Here is an 18,487-nt window from a genome sequence, read left to right as displayed (position 1 = left end):
GTTCACCAGGTCCAGGCCCCGCCACAGTAACGACAATGCTCTGGTCGAGGCCAAGAACGGCGTGGTCATCCGGCGCACCTTCGGCTACGCCCACATCCCGCAAAAGCATGCCCGGCCCATCAACGCGTTCTGTGAGCAGCACCTCGTGCCCTACCTGAACCTGCTCCGCCCCTGCCTGTTTCCCGAGCAGACGATCGATGCCAAAGGCAAGATCCGCACCACCTACCCTCAAGCGCTCGTGCGAACTCCGCCGGAGAAGCTGCACAGCCTGCCGGCGCGCGCCCGGGGGCTCAAGCCCGGTATCACCCTACAGAGCCTGCTCATCGAGGCGCGGGCCATGAGTGATAATGAAGCCGCCGAGCAGCTGCAAAAGGCCCGCTCGGCGCTGTTTGCAACCATCCATCGACGATCCGCCGACAAGGCCGCCTGAACCGCCAGTTCTCCGCAAGTTCAGACTCATCTGTGTTTTGGAAAAGACTGAATCCGGCATTCCAGCAGCCTCTCGCTTCGCTGACCACCTGGCGATCCATGTTTTTCATGGCAATCCGGGGCCTGGACCCGGCCGGGGCCGGCGTCCCTGGCACGCCAGGATATCGTCGACACTGCGCTCGATGATTTCAAGCCCCCGCTGCAACTGTTCATCCGGAATCGTCAGCGCCGGCAACACCTTCAGCACCTCATCGTGCGCGCCCGCCGTCTCGATCACCACGCCCTGCTCGAAAGCCCGGCGCGCAATCTGACCGGCCAGGTCGTCGCCCACCGGGACCACCAGCGCCTGGATCAGTCCGCGCCCCCGCACTCCCAGGCCCGCATCCTGGCAACTGTGCGCCAGATTCTCCAGCCAGTCGCGCACCAGGCGTTCCTTGGCCTCGATCTTGCGGCTCAAGGTCCCGTCGGCCCAGTAGGTCTCGAGGACCTGGGTCGCCGCGACGAACGCCAGATCATTGCCCTCTGTGCGGCTGTCCGTTCCAGTCCACCAGGCGCCCAGCGCCGGCCGCAACAGCAACAGGGACAAGGGCAGGCCAAAGCCCGACAGCGATTTCGACAGAATGACGATATCGGGAGAAATGCCCGCCGCCTCGAAGCTGAAGAACCCGCCGGCGCGCCCGCAGCCGACCTGGATGTCGTCGACGATGAGCAGCATGTCATGGCGCCGGCACAAGCGCTCCAGCTCGCGCAGCCAGCATTGCGAGGCCACGTTCACCCCATCCTCTCCCTGGACCGTCTCGACAATCACCGCTGCGGGATGATCCAGGCCGCTGTCGGGGTCGTCCAGCATGCGCTCCAGGTAGGCCATGGTATTGACGTCGGGGCCAAAATATCCGTCATAGGGCATGAAGCTGATGTTGCCCAGTGTCGCACCGGCCGCCTCATGCAGACTCCGGTCGGTCGTGGCCGCCAGCGAACCGCCAGACATCCCATGAAAACCGTGGGCGAAGGAAATCACATTCTGCCGCCCCGTGGCCCGACGCGCGAGTTTCAGCGCCGCCTCGATCGCGTTGGTCTCCGAGGGGCCAGGAAACCGCAGGATGTAATCCAGGCGGCGCGGTTCGAGCACCAGCCGACCCAGGCTCTGCGCAAAATCATTCCTGGCATGGACATCGTGCTTGGCGCGAGCGTTCACGTCCAGGTCATGCGCCACGCCGTCGCGCGCCAGGTACGCCCGCATGCGCTCACGCAAGACTGGATTGTTGTGGCCATAGTTCAACGTGCCCGCGCCACTGCAAAAATCGAGATAGCAGCGCCCCGTCCCGTCATACAGCGTCGATCCCCGGGCCTTGCTGAACGTGACCGGAAACGCCTCGGCGCAATCGCCGACCTCCGACGCCATCCGGTCGAAGACGTTCCAGTCCCTGGATGCTTCGCTGACAGGGTTCATGCGGCCGAGGGGCGCACTCGCGCCAGACCATTCGCGGACAGGGCAGCCGTCAAACCACCAACCCGGACTCAGGTGCGACCCCGCCCGCCGGAACGTCCAGCATGGAGGATTGGGGATCAGCCGCCGGCATCAGTCCAGAGCCGGCCTCGATCAGGTCGACCACGCGCTCGAGCGACAGGGTCATGGCCGCCTGTTCCTGTTCCGGCAGCGCCTGCAATGCCTCGGCCAGCTTTTGCTGCAAAGGCAACGGGGTATCCCGCGCCAGATCCCGACCAGCGTCGGTGGCGCTGACGAACACGATGCGGCGATCTTCGCGCCCTCGTTCACGGGCGATCAGCCCCTTGTCCTCCAGCCGGTCCAGAATACCAACGACGGTGCTGGCGCTGACGTGCACCTCCCGGCTGATGGCCGTCGCCGTCATCGGACCTTTTTCGATCGCGGTCCGCAGGCAGACCAGTTGAGGACCGGTGATGTGGCTGCACGACGACAACTGACGGGAGTGCAATGCCACGCCGCGGGTGATGCGGCGCAAGGCCCGCAGGATTCTCAGGTCGTAGGCCTGCTGCACGTCCGTCCTGGACGCATCCGTCTGGGGATTCATGGGAAAGGGAGAACTCGATGGGCATCAACTAATTTCTATTGAAATGATAAGCCCATGAATCATGTCGGTCAAGGACCAGAACGCCTCCGGCAGCGTGAAACTGCGCCTCAAAAGGCCGGTTCACGCTGCCGGAGGCGTTTTCATGACGGCAGGCCCGGGAGAGGATCAGGCCCGGGAGAATCCGGCCCATGCCGGATCAATGCCCTGAATGCGGGTCGATCGGCTCATCACTGTGGAAGATCGTGTCATCAGCCTTGCCCTTGACGGTCAGGAAGCCGCTCAAGCCCTTTTCCATCCGCGACAGGGCGTGATCCACCAGCAAATAGCGGCCCGGGTAGTCCGTCTTGAACTCCACCATCGTGGCCCCGCCCGGCGGCACCAGGGTGGTCTGCACATCGGTCAGCGGCTTGCTGGTCAGCGAGGCCTGGTCGTAGACGCGATCGAAGACCTCACCGATGACATGAAAGCTCGACGTCAGGTTCGGCCCGCCAACACCGAAGAAGATCCGCACCGTATCTCCGACCTGGGACTCCATTTGATAGATCTTGGTCAGCGCATCCAGCGAGCCGTTGAACATCATGTGCTCGGGATTCTCCGCCAGCAGTTTCTCCAGCGAGAACTCCTGCAGACCGCTGCTGCCATGCGTCCGGGCTGTGTAGAGCTCACCCTGCATGACATAGAACTCACGATCGACCTTGGGCAGGCCGCCCTCGGGCTCGACCAGGATCAGGCCATACATGCCGTTGGTGACGTGCTGGGCCACCATCGGAGTGGCGCAATGATAGACAAACAGACCGGCGTGCCGCGCCGTGAAGGAAAAGGATTTTGTCTGCCCCGGCGGCACCTGGGTCACCGCAGCGCCACCGCCCGGTCCCGTGACCGCATGCAGATCGATCGAGTGAATGTGCGTGCTTTCCTTGGCATTGGACAGATTGAAGGTCACCCTGTCGCCGACCCGTACCCGGACGAACGGCCCCGGCACCTTATTGTTGAAGGTCCAGAACCGATAGGTACTGTTGTCTCCCAGGCGGCCTTCGATTTCCGTGGTCAGCAGATCCACTGTGATCTGCCGGGGACCGCGATTCCCGACCGGCGTACCGACGCGGGTCGGATCGTTCGCGATCTGCGGCGCCTGGACCTTGACTTCCGTGGATGGTTCACCGACGATGATTTTGCCCACCATCCCCGCCGCCTTGTGTCCCGGCAACGTGCACAGATATTCGAACGTCCCGTTCTTGGCAGCGCGGAACACGATGGCCGTAGCGGCACGCTTGCCCGAAATCTGGTCCGACCGCGCACTGAATTCCGGCACGGCGATGTCGTGTGTGGCGCCGTCGCCATTGACCAGATTGATCTGCACCACCGCCCCTTCGGGCACCTTCAGGTCCGGATTGACGACGCCCTCGATTGCGCCGCGATCACCGACGAATACCAGCTTGCCGCCAGAAATCGAGGTGCGCAACGTGAAGGTGACATCCGGTTTATAGGTCACCGTCTGTTCTGCGCCCTCCGGCGCGCCAGGATGCTCGGCCCAGGCCGGGCCGGCCGGACCAAGACTCGCCGCGCAGAGCAGCACGCTTGTCCACAATCGCCCGATAAATGTCATGGTTTCCCCTTTGCCTATTTGACATAGAAATATTTTTTATCAAGACAATGCAGGAAAATTTTTTTATATCAATCCGCCGTATGGTGCATTCTGCCAATGAAAATTATTATTTGATATTTCAAATATCGGATGGATTTTCCACTATACCCGACTAAAAGAATAGTGCACATCCCAAATATCCTGACAAAGAACTTATAATCCCTTTACAGGTCAGGGGGATCTTTCCCCTCAACCTTTTTTTTGGTAGGCTTTATATTTTGTTGGCTGATCCCCCTTCCTCCGGCCCCACTCGCAGAACCAATGGTCCAAGACGCATCCCTGTAGCACCCGAATCGACGCGGTGCTCTACGTGCATGCTGAACGCCATCTGCCTGCCGCTCGGTATGACGCAGCAGGATGTGGCCAAGATGGACGAACTGGTCAAGGAACGCTTCCGCCTCTCCAAAGGCGGGACGCTGTACCGTCAGGGCGATGCCGCAGATGCCATTTACGGCGTCCGCTCGGGATCGGTCAAGACCCAGATCGAAGATGCGAACGGCCAGGTTCAGATCACCGGATTCCTGCTGCCCGGCGAGGTCCTGGGACTGGATGGACTCATGGGAGAACAACAGGTGTCACACGCCATCGCCCTGGAAGACTCCGAGGTCTGCATCATCCGGCTGGACGAAATGGACCGGCTGACGACTCGACTGCCCTCGCTGCAGTCTCAACTGCGCCGCCTGATGAGCAAGGAAATCAGCCGTTCCCATCAGCTGCTGCTGGCCCTGGGCAGCCTGCGCTCGGAGCAGCGCCTGGCGGCTTTCCTGCTGAACCTGTCCCAACGGCTCCAGTTGCTGGGCTATTCGCCCTACGAATTCATTCTGCGGATGAGCCGCGAAGAGATCGGTAATTTTCTGGGCCTGACCCTGGAGACCGTCAGCCGGCTGTTCTCGCGCTTTGCCCGCGAGGGGCTGATCCGGGTCCAGCAGCGCGAGGTCCACATTCTGGACAGATCCGGCCTGCAGGCCCTGTCGGGCACCGACTGCAGCTGAGCCGGACCCTCTCCGGACGGGCCAGCCCTACTCCATCGGGTCGCCGAACTCATCGAACTGGACCCCGCGCGGGGCGATGCGCAGCGTCAGCGCGCTGGACAGCGCCGCCATGATCCAGAAAAAGAAAAAACCCACGGTATAGACCGTCAGACGGCTGGCCTGCAGGTACCCCATGAACACGATATCCAGGGGATCAACCAAAGCAAACACGACGGCGCTTGCGACCCCTGCCATGAGGAAGGACGGCCACAGAATCCACATCAGATCGCGTGCATGCAATGCCTGTCTCCCAGAGGTAGATAGTGAACTCAGCGCTGTGCGGGCGGCGACGACGGCGCGCTGATGACCAGACCCTGCCGGGTCCCGCCGTCCATAATATCCTGATCACCGTAAGACTGGAATGCCAGCACAATGGTAATGATACATCCAATGACAGAGACGGCAGGGCCCAGGATCAACAACCAGGGCCAGCGATGGCACCACCAGGGGCGACCCTCGGACAGTCCTTCCGTTTTCGACGTATTCGATGCCATGACGCTTTCCTTTCAGCTTTCAATTCGGCACATAGAAACTGGATTGCTCGATCACCGAGGCGGTCTCGCCGGACTCGCGTGTGCCGGTCGTTTCGAACTGGATATCGTACAGGCCGGGCTTGAGCCCGTCGGCCGGCGCCCTCAGGACCACCGGCACCAACCGGTTGGCCGATCCGTCCACCCGGACCTGCGCCGCGCCCTGATCGGCCGTCTGCAGCACCAGGCCCGGCACGCCCGTGGCACGCAGATCCAGATTGACCGGGCTCTCGCCCGAGTTGATGATCTGCAACCGGTAGACGTTCTCGATCAGGCCGCCGGCGACCTCTCGGCCCAGAGCGCCCCGGTCACGGATCACGTCCACCCGCAAGGTGGTACGCGTGGCCAGTGAAAACACGAAGGCGATCGCAATGGCTCCCAGCAGCGCCGAATAGGCCAGCACGCGGGGGCGCAGCATGCGGCGACGCACCTGGGGCTGGGTCAGGCGTTGCGTGATGGCATTGCCGGAGGTGTAGCGAATCAGGCCGCGATCATAGCCCATCTTGTCCATCACCGTGTCACAGGCATCGACACAGGCGCCACAGCCGATACACATGTATTGCAGGCCGTCACGGATGTCGATCCCGGTCGGACAGACCTGCACGCACAGGCTGCAGTCCACACAGTCACCCATGCCGGCTTCTTTGTGATCGATCTTGCGCGAACGGCCACCACGCGGCTCGCCACGCACATGATCGTAGGTCACGACGAACGTGTCATCGTCCACCATCACGCTCTGGAACCGTGCGTAGGGACACATGTACTTGCAGACCGCCTCGCGCATGAACCCGGCATTGCCCCAGGTGGCAAAGGCATAGAACAGCATCCAGAACCATTGCCAGGCGCCGAACTCGAAGGCCATCAGATGCGCGCCCAGCTCGCGGATCGGGGCAAAGTAACCAATGAAGGTATAACCCGTCCACAGGGCCAGAACGATCCACAGAAAATGCTTGATGGCCTTGAGGCGCAGCTTGCGGGCATTCCAGGGCTGCTCGTCGAGACGGATACGGGCCAGGCGGTCACCCTCGACCTTGGTCTCGATCCACATGAACAGTTCGGTATAGACCGTCTGCGGACAGGCGTAGCCACAGAACAGACGCCCGGCCATGGCGGTGAACAGAAACAGCGCAAAAGCCGACAGCACCAGCAGCACCGCCAGATAGATCACGTCCTGGGGCCACAGGACCATGCCGAACAGATAGAACTTGCGCGCGCCCAGATCGAACAGCACCGCCTGGCGGCCATTCCATTGGAGCCAGGGCAGACCGTAGAAGATCAACTGAGTCAGGAACACCATCAGCACGCGGATGCGCGCGAAATTCCCCTGGACGGACCGGGGATAGATTTTCGAGCGGACCTCGGCCAGCGCTTTTTCGACCTGAGGAGACGTCCCTCCCCCCGAGCCCTTGCGTATTCTGCGGGCGGGTTGCCAGGCCGGGGCATCACTCGGCGTCCGAGCTTCAGACTGCTGGGAGGGATCCTGTTGCATGGTGTCCTCTGTCCGTGGATGGCTGATCTGAATGACAGGCCCGGGTGAATCGAATGGATGTCAGCAGGCCCCGAAGGGGGCCGACCGGATGGCTAGCGGTTGGATTGGCTCCAGACCCAGGCCGTCAACAAACGGATCTGTTCGGGTGTCAGGTTCTGTTTCTGAGCGGGCATCTGATTGCTGCGCCCGTTCAGGATGGTCTCGACGATCGTGGCTTCGGAACTGCCATACAGCCAGACATCGTCGGACAGGTTCGGCGCCCCCAGCGCCTGATTGCCCTTGCCCTCGATGCCGTGGCAGGCCACGCAGAAAGTCTCGAACCCGCGCTTGCCGGCATTGATGCGCACCGGATCATGTGCCAGTCCCGACATGGAACGGACATACTGGGCGATGGCCGAGGCCTCGTCGGGCTTGATGGACGCGCTCCAGGCAGGCATCATCCCGTGTCGGCCTTCCGTGATGGTCTGCTGGATCTGTTCCGGCGATCCGCCATACAGCCAGTCGCCGTCGGTCAGATTGGGGAAGCCACGCCCGCCCCTGGCATCCGAGCCGTGACATTGGGCACAGTTGTTCAAGAACAGGCGCTGTCCGATGTCCTGGGCCTGGGTATCTTTGGCGATATCCTGGACAGGCATGTCACGAAAGCGCTCGTAGACAGGCTGGATGCGCTCATTGAACGCCGCCTGCTGCTCCAGCACCTGCTGACCCGCCGTGAAGCCGAGCATGCCTTTCCAGCTGCCCAGTCCCGGAAAAAGCACCAGGTAGCCCAGCGCGAAAATGCACAGGGCCAGATACATCACCGTCCACCAGCGCGGCACGGGGTTGTTCAGTTCGGTCAGGTCGCCGTCCCAGACATGGCCGGTGTTCTCGACCTGCTCGACATCGCGCTTGAGCCAGGCGCGCTGAGAAAACAGCAGGTAGACGCACCAGGCGATCCCGCCCAGGGCAATGACCGCGATGTAGTAGCTCCAGAAACTGCTGACGAAATCACTCATGTGGTTCCCCGGTATTTTTGTCGTTCTGATACTCCTCGGGCAAGGCGAAGGGCAGCATCGCCGCCCTGCGGTTGGCCTCGACGCGGTGCGTCGACCAGGCCCACCATGCGATGCCGAAGAATGTGACCATCGCCAGCACGGTCACGATCCCGTTGATGAGGCCAAGCATGTCAGCGCCCCCCGTTGATCATGGACTGCTGCGCGGCAGCACGACCGCCCACGCCCAGGCCCTGAAGATAGGCCACGACGGCGTCTTCCTCGGTCTTGCCCTCGAGCTGCTCGGGCGCGGCGGCGATTTCCTCGTCCGTGTAGGGAACTCCCAGCACGCGCAGCGCCTTCATGCGCTCCTGGACATCGGCGCCTTCGACCGAGTTGCGCTGCAACCAGGGATAAGCCGGCATGTTGGATTCCTTGACCACATTGCGCGGATTGCGCAGGTGGATGCGATGCCATTCATCGGAGTAGCGCTGGCCGACGCGAGCCAGGTCCGGACCGGTGCGCTTGGAGCCCCAAAGGAAGGGATGGTCATAGACTGATTCGGCGGCGATCGAATAAGGGCCGTAGCGCTGAACCTCGGACTGCAGCTTGCGGATCTGCTGAGAATGGCAGCCCACGCAGCCTTCGCGGATGTAGACGTCACGCCCCACCAGCCGCAGGGCCTCGTAGGGCTTGACCCCCTCGACCGCCGTGGTGGTGGAGTGCTGAAAGAACAGCGGAATGATCTGCACCAGGCCAGAGAATGACACCACCAGAATGCTGAAGATGATCAGCAGGCCGACGTTGCGCTCCAGCATTTCATGGGAGAAGCGTTTTTTAGTACCCGACATGGTCAACTCCTCAGGCCGATGCCGGCACGGTGGATAGGGGGATGGCGCGGGCGTCCGGATTTTCCAGAGGCACCACCGGATTCACCCGGGGCTGACCGCGCACCGTCAGCCAGGTATTCCAGGCCATCAGACTCATGCCCGTCAGGAAGAACAGGCCACCCAGCATGCGGATGATGTAGAACGGATAGGTGGACTTCACGACCTCGACGAAGCTGTAGGTCAGCATCCCGTCCGCGCCGGTGGCGCGCCACATCAGGCCCTGCATCACGCCCGCAATCCACATCGAGGCGATGTACAGCACCACACCCAGCGTTGCCAGCCAGAAATGCAGGTTGATCAATTCGGGGCGGGCCATGCTCTCGCGGCCATACAGGCGCGGGATCAGGTAGTACAGCGAGCCGAAGGTGATCATGGCCACCCAGCCCAGGGCGCCGGCATGCACGTGGCCGATCGTCCAGTCGGTGTAATGGGACAGGGCATTGACGGTGCGGATCGACATCATCGAGCCTTCAAAGGTCGCCATGCCGTAGAAGGACAGCGCCACCACCAGGAATTTCAGGATGGGATCGGTGCGCAGCTTGTGCCAGGCGCCCGAGACGGTCATGATGCCGTTGATCATGCCCCCCCACGACGGGGCCAGCAGAATCAGCGAGAACGCCATCCCCAGCGACTGGGTCCAGTCCGGCAGCGAGGTGTACAGCAGATGGTGCGGCCCGGCCCACATATAGGTAAAGGCCAGGGCCCAGAAGTGCACGATCGACAGGCGATAGGAATAGATCGGGCGACCGGCCTGCTTGGGCACGAAGTAATACATCATGCCCAGGAAGCTGGTGGTCAGGAAAAAGCCCACCGCATTATGCCCGTACCACCACTGCACCATGGCGTCCTGCACCCCGCTGTAGGCGGAATAGGACTTCCACATCGACACCGGAATCTCGACGTTGTTGAAGATGTGCAGGATGGCGATCGTCAGGATGTAGGATCCGAAGAACCAGTTCGCCACATAGATATGCTTGACGCGACGCTTGACGATGGTGCCGAAGAACACGATGGCGTACGCAACCCAGACCAGCGTGATCAGGATGTCCAGAGGCCATTCGAGCTCGGCGTATTCCTTGGTCGAGGTATACCCCAGGGGCAGCGTGATCACGGCACCGACCAGCACGGCCTGCCAGCCCCAGAAGGTAAAGGCAGCCAATTTGTCGGAAAACAGCCGCACCTGACAGGTCCGCTGCACGACATAGTAGGACGTGGCGAACAAGGCGCTGCCACCGAAGGCGAAGATCACCCCGTTGGTGTGCAACGGCCGCAGCCGCCCGTAGCTGAGCCACGGCGTGTTGAAGTTCAACTCCGGCCAGATCAGCTGTGATGCGATCAAGACCCCGACAGCCATCCCCACCACGCCCCAGAAGATCGTGGCGATGGTGAACTGTCTGACGACACCGTAATTGAAGGTTTCGGCCGGTGTCCCGGCGTGGCCGGTCGTGCCCATAAGCGTTCCCCTCAGAACAAGGTTAAGTTATGAATTTTTGAAAAGAAGAATAATGTCTTACCTGCCCCGAAACATCTTTGATTTAAGTCAAGGCGTTTCAGTGTGGGTGCGATCATCATCGTCCAGAACGGCATTGGCCGCATCCCGGGTATCATCGAACTGGCCGGCAAAGATCGCCCACCAGAACGCCACGCCGATTCCCAGAACGAACAGCAGTGAAATCGGCAGCAGCAGGAACAAGGCATCCATGGTCACACCGGCTGGGCAGCCGTCCGCCGCCGGGCCATCGCGCTGACGGCTGGACGCGTCAGACGCCAGGCATTGGCCGCAACCGCCAAAGACGACAACAACATGGTGATGGCAGCCACCCAGGGCTGTACCCAGCCACAGGCCGCCAGGGGTACCATCAGCAAATGCCAGGCCAGCGACCCGCCGAGATTCTGGCGCGCGACGCGCCGCATGGCCTGATCCAGCACGGCAGAATCGGCGCCGTCGTCCGCCCCCCCCCCCGCGCGCAGGCGCACCGCATGACGGGCCGCCAGCGCGGCGGGAACCGACATCGACAGCGCACAGGGACAGCTCATGACCAGCAGCGCGACCGTCACGGCAAGCGCCTGACCGGGCTGCGTGTGCCACCAATACAGGCCCACCAGCGCGGCCAGAGCAATCTGCACACAGACGAACCAGAAAGCCAGACGATCGGCCGAGCGCAGCAAGTCGGCGTCCCGGCCCGCATGAGGCAGGCCACTGACGGCCTGGCGGGCACAGGTTTCCAGGAACCGCGCCGTCAGCAGAAAGGCGACGAACATGGACACCGAATCAAAATAGACCTCTCCGGCGTCATGCCAGGTGGCCACGGCGCTGGGCACGAAAGCAGCAAGGATGCCCAGCGCCACCGGCACATCCATGCCGATGCGGCGCTGCGACAACGTGCGCCAGGCGCCACGCCAGACCGGCCAGGCGCAATACAGGACCAGCGGAACGCACAGGATCAGGCTGAGCCAGTTCATCAGCACGATGGCCTGTTCCAGGGACTGCTGGGCATCGGGGGCGCGCACGCCATGGCGCAGGTAGCCAGGAAAAGCCAGCATCATGACCTGCATCATCACCAGCCAGGCCAGCCCGGTCCGGGCCAGCATGTGCCGCCGCTCATGACGCATGGCGTCCGACATGTCCGGCGGGGGAGTGAAAAGAGAAGGTGTACGCATAAAGGAACTATAGTCAGCCGGCCAGGCGTGAACCTTGATGTATATCAACAACGCGCACCGGGCCGCCGGCTTGCCGGCAGAGAATCTATTGAAGATTAAACATTTTTACAACACTGGCGGAGATCTCCGGCGATTTTCCCGGGAAAGACGGACAACAACAGGCGGCCTCTGTCGCAAAACAGCCGCCGATGATAAAAAAACGGGAAGGCACAGGCCTTCCCGAAAGCACATCACGAGTGACGCCTCTCCTCCAGGCCGCTCATGGAGAGCGCCTGGATTCTCCCGTCACCCGTCCTCTCTCAAATCGTCGTGATCAGGCCACCTGCTTTTCGCCCGCCTGATCGAACTGGGCTTCCTCGGTCGAGCCGGTCAGCGCCGTCGTGGACGATTGGCCGCCCTCGATGGTCTGGGTCACGGCGTCGAAGTAGCCCACCCCGACTTCGCGCTGATGCTTGACGGCCGTGAAGCCTTTGTCCGCCGCAGTGAATTCCTTCTGTTGCAGCTCCACGAAGGCGCTCATCTGGGTGCGGGCATAGCCGTGGGCCAGCTCGAACATGCCGTAGTTCAGGGCGTGGAAGCCGGCCAGCGTGATGAACTGGAACTTGTAGCCCATGGCGCCCAGCTCGCGCTGGAACTTGGCGATCGTCGCGTCATCCAGATTTTTCTTCCAGTTGAACGAGGGCGAGCAGTTGTAGGCCAGCATCTTGCCCGGAAACTGGCGGTGGATGGCTTCGGCGAACTTGCGCGCATATTCCAGGTTGGGCGTGGAGGTCTCGCACCAGATCAGATCCGCGTAGGGTGCGTAGGCCAGGCCCCGGGAAATCGCCTGATCCAGCCCGGCGCGGGTGCGGTAAAAGCCTTCGACCGTACGTTCACCCGTGACGAAAGGCGCATCATTCTCGTCGATGTTGCTGGTCAGCAGGTCAGCGGCCTCGGCATCCGTCCGCGCCACCAGCAGCGTCGGCACATTCAGCACGTCGGCGGCCAGACGGGCGGACACCAGCTTGGCCACGGCCTCGCGGGTGGGCACCAGCACCTTGCCACCCATGTGGCCGCATTTCTTGACGGAGGCCAGCTGATCCTCGAAGTGCACGCCGGCGGCGCCCGCCTCGATCATGGCTTTCATCAGTTCGAAGGCGTTGAGCACCCCGCCGAACCCGGCCTCGGCATCCGCCACGATCGGGGCGAAATAATCGATGTAGCCTTCGTCTCCCGGATTCTTGCCCTCCATCCATTGGATCTGATCACAGCGCGTCAGCGAGTTATTGATGCGCTTGACCACGCTGGGGACGGAATTGGCCGGGTACAGCGACTGATCCGGATACATCTCACCAGCAATGTTGGCGTCCCCCGCCACCTGCCAGCCGGACAGATAGATTGCCTTGAGGCCTGCCTTGACCTGCTGCATGGCCTGATTGCCGGTCAGCGCCCCCAGCGCATTGACGAAGTCCTCGGTGTGCAGCAAGTCCCAGAGGCGCTCCGCACCGCGCCGCGCCAGCGTGTGCTCCACCACCACCGAGCCTCGCAGCCGCACCACTTCATCGGCACCATAGCCTCGTTTGATGCCTTGCCAGCGGGCGTCTTCGGCCCAGCTACGTTGGAGGTTGCGCACTTCGGTTTCACGAATGGTCATGATGAGGCTCCTAAGAGAGAAGAAAACCGTTTCGTCGATGGAATACAGTCTACGCCGTTGATGCGCCGCACACAGCACTTCTATCTTATATAAGATATAAAATTTCTACCTTATAAATCAAAGATATAAAATTTATATTCCATGTTATGAAAATACATTTCTTAAAATGAAAATCAAAAAGACGCAGCGCAGCATTTAATTTTCATATCATGAAAAGAAAATATCATCATGTGAAAAAACGGAAGAAAATGACCAAACCGGTAGAATGAGAAAGCCCGCCTGCATTCCAGGGCGCATCAGACCGTTACACGCAAGACGACATGCATCCAGATTCTCTTTCCGCCAGTCCGCTGGGGCGCGCCACCCCGGGACCGACACACTACGATCCGACTCTGCTGTTCCCGATCGCCCGAGCCGACACCCGCGCCGGGCGGACACTGCCCCTGGCCGTCCATGGCGCCGATATCTGGAACGCCTATGAGCTGTCCTGGCTGAATGACAAGGGCAAGCCGATCGTAGCGATCGGCCGTTTCACCATCCCGATGGACAGCGACAACCTGATCGAGTCCAAATCATTCAAACTCTATCTGAACAGCTACAACGAAGAACGCTTCGAACACGCCGACATCATCCGTCAGCGCCTGCACACCGATCTGTCCCGCGTCTGCGGCAAACCCGTGCATGTCGAGATGCTTTCGGTGCGGCCCGCCTTCGAGCTCAGCTGCGTGCCGTTGCGCGGCACCTCCATCGACGATCAGGACCTGGATTTCGAGCCTGACCGGAGCCCCCGACCCGACCATCTGGTGCTGTCGGAACCCGCCCCCTTCGTGCGCGAAATCCTGGTCTCCGAGTTGCTGAAATCCAATTGCCCGGTCACCGGACAGCCGGACTGGGCCAGTCTGCAGATCCGCTATGCCGGCCCGCGCATCGATCACGCCGGGCTGCTGCGCTACATCGTATCGCTGCGCCATCACCAGGAATTCCACGAGCTGTGCGTGGAAAAGATCTACGGGGAAATCATGCAGCGCTGCGCGCCCGAGGAACTGCTGGTCTATGCGCGCTATACCCGGCGCGGCGGACTGGACATCAATCCCTGGCGCGCCAGCCACCAGCCCACCGACATCAGCAAATCGCGCACCCTGCGGCAATAGGCAGCAGACATCGGCGCGTGTGTCGATCAGGCCCGGTCACGGATTTCCGGCCAGGCCTTTTTCAGGTAGTAGCACATGGACCAGACCGTCAGCACGGCGGCGATCACGATCAGGACCTGACCGACGATGCGGGTGGATATCCCTTCGAGGGGATGCCAGTACAACAGGCACGGGATGGCGATCATCTGTGCCGCGGTCTTGAATTTACCCAGCCAGTGGACGGCCACGCTGCTGCTGGCGCCGATCTTTGCCATCCATTCGCGCAAGGCGGAAATGGTGATTTCGCGGCCGATGATCACCAGCGCGATCAGCGAGTCGACACGGCCCAGATTCAGCAGGATCAGCAGCGCCGCGCAGACCATCAGTTTGTCGGCCACCGGATCCAGGAACGCCCCGAAGGCCGACGTCTGATTCCAGCGCCGCGCCAGCCAGCCATCCAGCCAGTCCGTGACCGCAGCCACAATGAAGGCCAGTGCCGCGGCCGTATCGCGCCAGCCCGATCCCGTCCACTCGGACGGCAGATAGTACAGCCCCACGACCAGGGGGATCATGGCAATGCGCAGCCAGGTCAGAGCGATGGGGACGTTGAACGGCATGATAGGCGTAATACTACCCTAAGGAATCGTCCGCCGTCCGGGCGGCGGATCGTCACCCGCCGCGCAGGTCACCGCAGCGCATGATAGATGCGCTCGGCCAGCGCCTCGGAAATGCCCTCGACGCCACGCAATTCATCGATGCTGGCATCCACGACGCCACTGAAGCCGCCGAAGCGGGCCAGCAGGTTCCGGCGCCGCTGCCGTCCCACGCCTTCGATGTCCTCCAGCCGCGAGACATTGCGCGCCTTGGCCCGCTTGGCGCGCATGCCGGTGATGGCAAAACGGTGAGCCTCGTCGCGGATCTGCGCGACCAGCATCAGCGCCGCAGACTCGACGCCCAGGGCCACCGGGGGCCGTCCATCGACAAACACCAGGGTCTCGAGGCCGATCTTGCGGTGGTCGCCCTTCTTGACCCCGACGATACGGCTGACGTCCAGGCCCAGTTCGACAAAGACCTGATGCGCGACCCCGACCTGGCCCTCGCCTCCATCGATGAGCACCACATCGGGCATCTCGGCCTCGCCGTCGGCCACCCGGGCATAGCGCCGCGTCAATGCCTGACGCATGGCCGCATAGTCGTCACCCGGCTCGATGCCCGCGATATTGAAGCGCCGATACAGCGACGACTGCATGGCATGATGCCGATAGACCACACAGGATGCCTGGGTCGCCTCGCCTGCCGTGTGGCTGATGTCGAAACATTCGATATGCAGCGCGTCGAGCACATCATCATCCGTATCCAGGTCCAGCTCGACGGCCAGGGCCCGCGTACGCGCCTCGCGCGCACTGGATTCGGACAGGCGCTGCGCCAGCGCCATCTGGGCGTTGCGCTGCGCCTGGGCCAGCCAGGCGCGCCGCGCCCCCTGCGGCCGGGTCAGGACGCGGATGCGATGGCCGTGCTGCTCGGCCAGCAGCACGGCCAGATCGGGATCGGACAGGGGGTGCGAACACACCAGCACGGGCGGCGCGGGATTGTCGGCATAGTGCTGCGCCACGAAGGCGCTCAGCACCTCCTCGGCGGATTCATCCTGCGCCTGGGTGGGAAACAGCGGCTTGTCGCCCAGGTGGCGGCCAGCGCGCACCATCGCCAGATTGACGCAGACGCGCCCGCCAGCCAGTTCCACCGCGATGATGTCGGCACTGTCGTCGCCCACCTGCTCCATGGTCTGCTGCTGCAGGACCTTTGCCAGCGCGCGCATCTGGTCGCGCAACGCGGCGGCCTGCTCGAAATCCTGGCGCCCGGCGGCGGCGGTCATGCGCCGCTCGATCTCTTCCAGCATCTCGCTGGCCCGGCCTTCCAGAAAACGGATGGCGCGTTCGACATCGGCCCGGTAGTCCTCGGGCGAGATCAGATTGACGCAGGGCGCCGAGCAGCGGCCGATCTGGTGGAGCAGGCACGGACGCGTGCGATGCGCGTAGACGCTGTCCTCACAGGTGCGCAGGCGAAAGACCCGCTGCAGGATCTGGATGGTCTCGCGCACCGCCCAGGAGTTGGGATAAGGCCCGAAGAACCGGCCCGGACCATGCGTGCTGCCCCGGTAATACACGATGCGCGCGGCCTCGTGCGCCGTCAGATGCAGGTAGGGGTAGGACTTGTCGTCTCTGAAAAGAATGTTGTAGCGGGGTTTGAGGCGCTTGATCAGATTGTTTTCCAGGATCAGCGCCTCGGCCTCTGTGCGCGTGACCGTGATCTCGGTCCGCACAACTCGCGCCAGCATGTGCTCGATGCGCGGACCATGCCCGGCTTTCTGGAAATAAGAGCTGACGCGGCGCTTCAGGTCGCGCGCCTTGCCGACGTACAGGACTTCACCCTGAGCGTCGAGATGCCGATAGACCCCCGGCAGGTGTGGCAGGTCAGACAGAAAGGCTTTCAGATCGAAGGCTTCGGGCACGGAGATACCTCGGATCGGACAACAGCCGCGACCAGTCGGGCGCGGGGCGTGCGGGCATCAGGCGGCGAATGCGGCGTACCGCCTCCGGATCCAACGGACGATCCGCCAGCGCCATCAGCAGTTCATCGGCCAGATCGGGACGGTTGCAGACCAGCACCATGTCGCAGCCAGCCGCCAGCGCGGCCCGGGCCCTGGCCCGGATGTCGCCGGCCACGCTCGCGCCTTCCATGGTGAGATCATCCGAGAACACGACGCCGTCGTAGGCCAGCTGGCCGCGCAGGATGTCGGTCACCCAGCGGCGTGAGAATCCCGCCGGCTCGGGCGCCACCTGGGGATAAATGACATGGGCCGGCATGACGGCCGGCAACGTCAGATCGCCCAGCCAGCGGTAGGGTGCCGCATCGGCGTCCATGATCTCATTGAGCGCGCGCCCGTCCACGGGAATCGCAAGATGGGAATCGGCCGCCACCGCGCCATGGCCGGGAAAGTGTTTGCCACAGGCCGCCATGCCGGCCTGTGACAGGCCCTGAACCAGCGCGCGGGCCAGCAGTGCCACGATGGCCGGATCCTCATGCAAGGCCCGGTTGCCGATCACCTGGCTGACGCCGTAATCCAGATCCAGCACCGGCGTAAAGCTGAAATCCACCCCGCAGGCCCGCAGTTCGCTGGCCAGCACGAAACCGGTCTCGGTGGCCGCGTGTAAGGCCGCCTGAGGATCCCGGTCGTACCACTGGCCGAAGACCCGCATCGCCGGCAGCGGCGTAAAGCCATCGGCGCGGAAACGCTGCACCCGGCCACCCTCGTGGTCCACGGCAATCAGCAAGGGTTCATCGCGCGCATCGTGAATCGCGGCGCACAGCGCGGCAAGCTGGGTGCGATCGGAAAAATTGCGCGTGAACAGAATCACGCCACCCACCTGCGGATGACGCAGTCGCGCACGCTCGGCCTGCGTCAGCTCCAGGCCGGCGACATCCACCATGACAGGGCCGGGCGGCATGGCGGCGCACGCCTCGGCGTGCGTGTTCTGTTGTGTGGTCATGCTGTATTTTCCTTGGAATGCGGGCCGGCAGGCAGCGTTTCGATGAGGACGAAGGCCGCCACCATGTCGGCCTCATCGGTCATGGACACATGCGCCCGACCGAAACGGGTGACGTACCAGTCGGACAGCGGGCCCGACAGATGGATTTCAGGCGCCCCGCCGGGCTGGTTCAGAATCTGCACCCGAGACCAGGTCATGGGCATGTGGATGCCCAGTCCGATAGCCTTGGAGAAAGCCTCCTTGGCTGCAAACCGGGTCGCCAGATAGCGAATGCCCCGCTGCGGGTCGCGGGTCTGGCGGCGACGATGCACGAGCTGCTCGTCAGGCCCCAGAATGCGATGCACGAGGCGCTCGCCGTGGCGCGCGTAGATCCGTTCGATGCGATCGACCCGCAACAGGTCGGTGCCGATACCGGCGATGGCTCCATTGGACAACACGGAAAGGCTCCGAAGAAACGGGGATGACACGACGTCCGGGTC

General features: G+C 62.6%; 18 protein-coding genes and 1 pseudogene. 3 read left to right on the top strand and 16 right to left on the bottom strand.

The features are described from left to right. Positions 1 to 430 (top strand): annotated as a pseudogene (locus ACK5JE_RS04655) (integrase); the annotation flags it as partial. Between the two features lie 105 nt (positions 431 to 535). Here ACK5JE_RS04655 and ACK5JE_RS04650 read toward each other — a convergent pair. From ACK5JE_RS04650 to nirK, 3 genes are all read right to left on the bottom strand, one after another. Beyond that, positions 536 to 1,879, bottom strand: coding sequence for a diaminobutyrate--2-oxoglutarate transaminase (locus tag ACK5JE_RS04650; protein ID WP_416800531.1), 1,344 nt, complete (start codon positions 1,877 to 1,879; stop codon positions 536 to 538). 49 nt (positions 1,880 to 1,928) lie between these two features. Beyond that, positions 1,929 to 2,480: a MarR family winged helix-turn-helix transcriptional regulator gene (locus ACK5JE_RS04645; protein WP_416800530.1), complete on the bottom strand. Its 552-nt coding sequence runs from the start codon at positions 2,478 to 2,480 to the stop codon at positions 1,929 to 1,931. A 196-nt stretch (positions 2,481 to 2,676) separates the two neighbouring features. After that, positions 2,677 to 4,086 (bottom strand): copper-containing nitrite reductase, encoded by a 1,410-nt coding sequence (gene nirK / locus ACK5JE_RS04640; RefSeq protein WP_416800529.1) that lies wholly within the window; start codon positions 4,084 to 4,086, stop codon positions 2,677 to 2,679. A 353-nt stretch (positions 4,087 to 4,439) separates the two neighbouring features. Here nirK and ACK5JE_RS04635 point away from each other — a divergent pair, with 353 nt between their 5' ends. After that, positions 4,440 to 5,117, top strand: coding sequence for a helix-turn-helix domain-containing protein (locus tag ACK5JE_RS04635; RefSeq protein WP_416800528.1), 678 nt, complete (start codon positions 4,440 to 4,442; stop codon positions 5,115 to 5,117). A gap of 27 nt (positions 5,118 to 5,144) precedes the next feature. Here ACK5JE_RS04635 and ACK5JE_RS04630 read toward each other — a convergent pair whose 3' ends face one another. From ACK5JE_RS04630 to aceA, 9 genes are all read right to left on the bottom strand, one after another. Then, positions 5,145 to 5,378 carry a hypothetical protein gene (locus tag ACK5JE_RS04630; protein ID WP_416800537.1) on the bottom strand — a complete coding sequence of 78 codons (234 nt, stop codon included), beginning with the start codon at positions 5,376 to 5,378 and terminating at the stop codon, positions 5,145 to 5,147. Between the two features lie 291 nt (positions 5,379 to 5,669). After that, complete coding sequence (gene ccoG / locus ACK5JE_RS04625; RefSeq protein WP_416800527.1) at positions 5,670 to 7,175, bottom strand: cytochrome c oxidase accessory protein CcoG; 1,506 nt, start codon at positions 7,173 to 7,175, stop codon at positions 5,670 to 5,672. 92 nt (positions 7,176 to 7,267) lie between these two features. Further along, positions 7,268 to 8,170 carry a cytochrome-c oxidase, cbb3-type subunit III gene (ccoP, locus tag ACK5JE_RS04620; protein ID WP_416800526.1) on the bottom strand — a complete coding sequence of 301 codons (903 nt, stop codon included), beginning with the start codon at positions 8,168 to 8,170 and terminating at the stop codon, positions 7,268 to 7,270. After that, positions 8,163 to 8,339, bottom strand: a complete 177-nt coding sequence (locus tag ACK5JE_RS04615; RefSeq protein WP_416800525.1) for a cbb3-type cytochrome oxidase subunit 3 — start codon at positions 8,337 to 8,339, stop codon at positions 8,163 to 8,165. The genes ccoP and ACK5JE_RS04615 overlap by 8 nt, the downstream gene beginning before the upstream one ends. A gap of 1 nt (position 8,340) precedes the next feature. Beyond that, entirely contained in the window at positions 8,341 to 8,997 is a 657-nt protein-coding gene (gene ccoO, locus ACK5JE_RS04610) for a cytochrome-c oxidase, cbb3-type subunit II (RefSeq protein WP_416800524.1), read from the bottom strand. A gap of 10 nt (positions 8,998 to 9,007) precedes the next feature. Next, positions 9,008 to 10,489, bottom strand: coding sequence for a cytochrome-c oxidase, cbb3-type subunit I (gene ccoN / locus ACK5JE_RS04605; protein WP_416800523.1), 1,482 nt, complete (start codon positions 10,487 to 10,489; stop codon positions 9,008 to 9,010). Positions 10,490 to 10,576: 87 nt separating this feature from the next. Continuing rightward, complete coding sequence (gene ccoS, locus ACK5JE_RS04600) at positions 10,577 to 10,738, bottom strand: cbb3-type cytochrome oxidase assembly protein CcoS (protein ID WP_416800522.1); 162 nt, start codon at positions 10,736 to 10,738, stop codon at positions 10,577 to 10,579. Positions 10,739 to 10,740: 2 nt separating this feature from the next. Then, entirely contained in the window at positions 10,741 to 11,697 is a 957-nt protein-coding gene (locus ACK5JE_RS04595; protein ID WP_416800521.1) for a hypothetical protein, read from the bottom strand. Between the two features lie 313 nt (positions 11,698 to 12,010). Continuing rightward, positions 12,011 to 13,330 carry an isocitrate lyase gene (gene aceA, locus ACK5JE_RS04590; protein WP_416800520.1) on the bottom strand — a complete coding sequence of 440 codons (1,320 nt, stop codon included), beginning with the start codon at positions 13,328 to 13,330 and terminating at the stop codon, positions 12,011 to 12,013. A 320-nt stretch (positions 13,331 to 13,650) separates the two neighbouring features. Between aceA and queF the strand changes: the two genes are divergently transcribed. Next, positions 13,651 to 14,481: an NADPH-dependent 7-cyano-7-deazaguanine reductase QueF gene (gene queF / locus ACK5JE_RS04585; RefSeq protein WP_416800519.1), complete on the top strand. Its 831-nt coding sequence runs from the start codon at positions 13,651 to 13,653 to the stop codon at positions 14,479 to 14,481. Positions 14,482 to 14,507: 26 nt separating this feature from the next. Here queF and pgsA read toward each other — a convergent pair whose 3' ends face one another. From pgsA to acpS, 4 genes are all read right to left on the bottom strand, one after another. Then, positions 14,508 to 15,077, bottom strand: coding sequence for a CDP-diacylglycerol--glycerol-3-phosphate 3-phosphatidyltransferase (gene pgsA / locus ACK5JE_RS04580; protein WP_416800518.1), 570 nt, complete (start codon positions 15,075 to 15,077; stop codon positions 14,508 to 14,510). Positions 15,078 to 15,145: 68 nt separating this feature from the next. Further along, positions 15,146 to 16,969: an excinuclease ABC subunit UvrC gene (gene uvrC, locus ACK5JE_RS04575; RefSeq protein ID WP_416800517.1), complete on the bottom strand. Its 1,824-nt coding sequence runs from the start codon at positions 16,967 to 16,969 to the stop codon at positions 15,146 to 15,148. Then, positions 16,932 to 18,008 carry a beta-N-acetylhexosaminidase gene (gene nagZ, locus ACK5JE_RS04570; RefSeq protein ID WP_416800516.1) on the bottom strand — a complete coding sequence of 359 codons (1,077 nt, stop codon included), beginning with the start codon at positions 18,006 to 18,008 and terminating at the stop codon, positions 16,932 to 16,934. Before nagZ ends, uvrC begins: the two co-directional genes overlap by 38 nt. Continuing rightward, entirely contained in the window at positions 18,005 to 18,445 is a 441-nt protein-coding gene (gene acpS, locus ACK5JE_RS04565; RefSeq protein WP_416800515.1) for a holo-ACP synthase, read from the bottom strand. Before acpS ends, nagZ begins: the two co-directional genes overlap by 4 nt. Positions 18,446 to 18,487 lie beyond the last annotated feature (42 nt).

Source organism: Castellaniella sp. (assembly GCF_047971665.1).
In the GTDB taxonomy this organism is placed as follows: domain Bacteria; phylum Pseudomonadota; class Gammaproteobacteria; order Burkholderiales; family Burkholderiaceae_B; genus Castellaniella.
Note: the sequence above shows the minus strand (reverse complement) of the source record. Positions and strands in the feature narration are given on the sequence as shown.